Annotated in this window: 4 protein-coding genes; 2 read left to right on the top strand and 2 right to left on the bottom strand. The window is 72.2% G+C overall.

Annotation, left to right across the window (positions count from 1 at the left end):
- Positions 1 to 102 precede the first annotated feature (102 nt).
- Together ACWD6R_RS37980 and ACWD6R_RS37975 are read right to left on the bottom strand one after the other, a co-directional pair.
- Positions 103 to 1,692: an FAD-binding oxidoreductase gene (locus ACWD6R_RS37980; protein WP_451822923.1), complete on the bottom strand. Its 1,590-nt coding sequence runs from the start codon at positions 1,690 to 1,692 to the stop codon at positions 103 to 105.
- 83 nt (positions 1,693 to 1,775) lie between these two features.
- Entirely contained in the window at positions 1,776 to 1,970 is a 195-nt protein-coding gene (locus ACWD6R_RS37975; RefSeq protein ID WP_358861385.1) for a hypothetical protein, read from the bottom strand.
- Between the two features lie 133 nt (positions 1,971 to 2,103).
- On the opposite strand from ACWD6R_RS37975, the gene ACWD6R_RS37970 reads away from it, so the two are divergent.
- A complete protein-coding gene (locus tag ACWD6R_RS37970; RefSeq protein ID WP_451822924.1) occupies positions 2,104 to 3,012 on the top strand; it encodes a hypothetical protein in 909 nt (302 codons plus the stop codon).
- A 324-nt stretch (positions 3,013 to 3,336) separates the two neighbouring features.
- A complete protein-coding gene (locus ACWD6R_RS37965; RefSeq protein WP_451822922.1) occupies positions 3,337 to 3,531 on the top strand; it encodes a hypothetical protein in 195 nt (64 codons plus the stop codon).
- Positions 3,532 to 3,558 lie beyond the last annotated feature (27 nt).

Below are 3,558 nucleotides of genomic sequence, written 5' to 3'. Positions count from 1 at the left end.
CGGAGGCGGCGCCCGCGGAGGTCTGCACGTCCCCGTGCTCGATGATCAGGACGTCCGGATCCAGTTCCACCTGCGGGAACGTTCGCGCCCCCCGGTTCTGCGTTACAGCGCCTGCGGGAAAGTGAAGAGGCGCTCGGGGTCGTACTGCTTCTTCACCCGGGTGAGCCGGTCGGCCGCCGTTCCGTAATACGCCTGCCGCCAGTCGGTCAGCGTCGGGTCCGTGTAGTTCTGGTACGCCGCCCCGGACGCGTATCGCCGCAGCGCCCCGTGGGTGTTTTTCAGCCAGTCCTGCTGGGCCGTGCCCGCCGTTCCGGGTCGCCAGGCGGCGATGTACTGGGCGAGCATCCGTGAGCGGCGGTGGACGAACGCCGTCGCCCGCGGGTCGACCCGGTTGATCGCCCCGCCGAGCGCGGTGAGCGCGATCGATCCGCCGCCGCCGCTCGGGGTCACACTGATCCGGGTGAACGCCTCGGTCCGGTCGAGCAGGGCCCGTATGCCCGCCGGGGACAGGGAGTGGTCGAAGAAGTCGGACGCGGCGGCGTAGGTCTCGCGCTGGAGCGCGCCCTGCGCGGTACGGCCGGGTGTCGTACCCGGCAGCCGGCACTGCGCGTCGCTGATGCCGGAGCAGCCCGCGTACACCAGCATCGCCTCCTCGTAGCTGCGGCGGCGCAGCGACACCGAGGACGCCGGTGCGCCGATCCGGTCGGCGAGACGGTCGACGGCGTTCTGGAGGTCGCCGTAGGTCCCCAGGCTGAACGCGGCGACCGACACGGTCGGGTTGCCGCCGCCCGGTCCCGCCGCGAGATGTGCGGAGGACCAGATCTCGTCCGGCTGGTCCGGGCCCCACTCCTGCCAGGCGGCGATGACGGACCGGGCGCGCGACCACGGCCACGACATGTACGCGGTGACGGTCTGCGGGGCCGGGCGGGTGCGGAACGTCAGCTCGGTGACCACGCCGAAGTTGCCGTTGCCCGCGCCGCGCAGCGCCCAGAAGAGGTCGGGGTGGTGCTTGGCGTCGGCGGTCACTGTCTTGCCGTCGGCGGTGACGAGCGTTGCCGCGGTGAGGCTGTCGCAGGTCAGGCCGTACGCGCGGGACGCGACGCCGTGGCCGCCGCCGAGCGTGAGACCGGAGATGCCGACCGTGGGGCAGGAGCCTCCGGGGACCGTCAGCCCGTGCCGGGCAAGACCCCGGTAGACGTCGATGAGTCTGGCGCCCGCGCCGACGGTGCCGTCCCGGTCGACCCGGGAGAGTGACGAGACGTCAATGACCAGGCGCCCGTTGCCGCTCGACCAGCCCGCGTAGGAATGGCCGCCGCTGCGGATCGAAACGGGGGTGGAGCTGCGGCGGGCGAAGGCCAGGCACTCACGGATGTCCGCCTCGTGCCGGACGTACGCGACGGCTGCCGGTTTCTGGCCGTCGAAACGGGTGTTGTAGAGCTGGCGGGCCGTCCGGTACGCCGCGTCCTCGGGGCGTACGAGGGTGCCGTCGAGGCTCTTGGCCAGGGCGGGCCAGTTCGCCTTGCCGGTTGTGGCGGACGGTGAGCCGGCTGATGCGGGCGACGTGCGGGTGGCGGTGGCCGTGGCGGCGGCCGAAGAACCCGTGCCGGTGCCTCTGCAGGCGGTGGCCGTGGCGCCGGCCAGGGCTGTTGCCGCGCCCGCGGTGAGCAGGGTGCGGCGGTTCGGCAGGTTCATCGGACCTCCGGGTCATGGCCTCGCGGGTCGATCGGTCGGGCGACCGTCGGGTGGATCGGTTGTCGGTGATCCGTGATCCGTGATCAGCGGGCGGTGCGGTGTTGCTCGGCGTCGGTGCGGGCGCGGTCGCGGGAGCGACGGGCCGGGCCGGTCCACCCGCATCCGCAGCGGGCGATGCAGAACGAGCCGCGTTCGATGGTGAAGGGCTCGTGGGCGGGGGGCGTCGGCGGGGTGGCGGGAGCGGTCGGCGTGACCTCCGCGGTGTGTTGGTCGTACACGCGTCCACGGTACTGGGGACGGGCACCCGTCCGTGAGGCCCACGAGGACGGCGTGACGGGGGACAGGGGTGGTCGTTATGCGGGGCGGGTGGGGGGCTCGGGCAAGCGGTACGTCGTTGAGGGTTGGCAGGCGATGGTGGTGCAGCAGCACAGGTCCGGAGGCGGGGCGCGCGCTGTCTGCGCCCTCGCCGTGGTGGGCGTGATGGCGGCGGCCGCCGGATGCTCGGACAGCGGTGGCCGGGGCGGGACCGATGCCGGCGGACGGAGCGTGGTGGATGAGCGGGGTGGGGGCGATTCCCTCGATGTGATCCACCGGGCGGCCGCGGTGCTCGCCGGGACAGGGGGCGGGAATCGGCGAGGGAGCCCGGACGTCGCCGGGAGCGCCGAGGTGCGTACGTCGATGGAGACCGCGGCAGGCGGGACGCTGGTGACGATCACCGGCCGGGGGACGTACGACTTCCGCAGGCAGCTCGGCCGGCTCACCGTGGTGCTGCCGAAGGACGCCGCGGGCGAGTACGAACACCGCCCCATCACCGAACTCCTCGCCCCCGGTGCGCTCTACATGAAGAACCGTGGCGCAGGAGTCCCCGCCGGCAAGTGGGTCAGGGTCGATACGACGGCCCTGGAGGACGGCAATCTCGTCACGGGCGGGGTCACCGATCCCATGGCGGCCGCCGAACTGCTGCGCGGGGCGGACAAAGTGACGTACGTGGGGGAGACCGAACTCGCCGGGGTGACGGTCCGGCACTACCGGGGGACCGCGGACCTCGGGCGCGCGGCGCGGGCCGCCTCGCCGAAATCGCGTGGCGCACTGGCCGCGGCGGCGAAAGGGTTCCGCATGGACGCCGTGCCGTTCGACGCGTATCTGGACGAGGCGGGGCGGCTGCGGAAGGTGCGCCACCGGTTCAGTTTCGCCAACGAGGGTCCGGCGGTGCAGGTGGTGTCGACGACGCTGCTGTTCGGGTTCGGGGTGCCCGTGAATGTGCAGCTTCCGGACGATCGCGACATCTACACCGGGCAGATCGAGCAGGGGCAGCGGTAGCGGCGGCGGGCCGGGCGCGTAGGCATCCGGCGCGGCCGAAATGGTCCGTCCGTGCCATGCGCGGCGCGTGGTCCGCTCCCTACGCTAGTGCCGTGACCGGCAAGGTTTGCCCCATGAGGAGCGTCGTCCAGTGCGTGCGATCGCAAGGCGGCCGGAAGTCCTTGGATGGGGTCTCCCCTGCTCGAACGAAGTTGAGAGCTTGGGGAAGGAGCTACCAGGGCTTGTGGCCAACGCGGCGAGCGGGCGTGCTGGGCAGCGCGACGGGGCAAAGCTTGCCGGGAGGCGGCATGAGGAAGTCGGCGACGGCAGTGAGAGGTGACGTACGTGGTGACGCTCAGCACTCGGACCGTTCAGGATCATGTGGCCCTCGCGGAGATCGAGCTATGCGGTGAACTGATGATCGCGGCGTCGGCCGCCATCGGGGAACGGCTCAGTGCGGACCGTATCGACGAGGTGCTCAACGTCGGGGCGGGCGCCGAACGCACCACCGTCCCCCGGCAGTGCGACCACCGGGGGTGACGGACAAAAGCGCACGTCAGGCGGTGC

It is taken from the genome of Streptomyces sp. NPDC005151, from assembly GCF_053599875.1.
The sequence above is the reverse complement of the archived record's forward strand: the minus strand, read 5'-3'. Positions and strand labels throughout refer to the sequence as shown.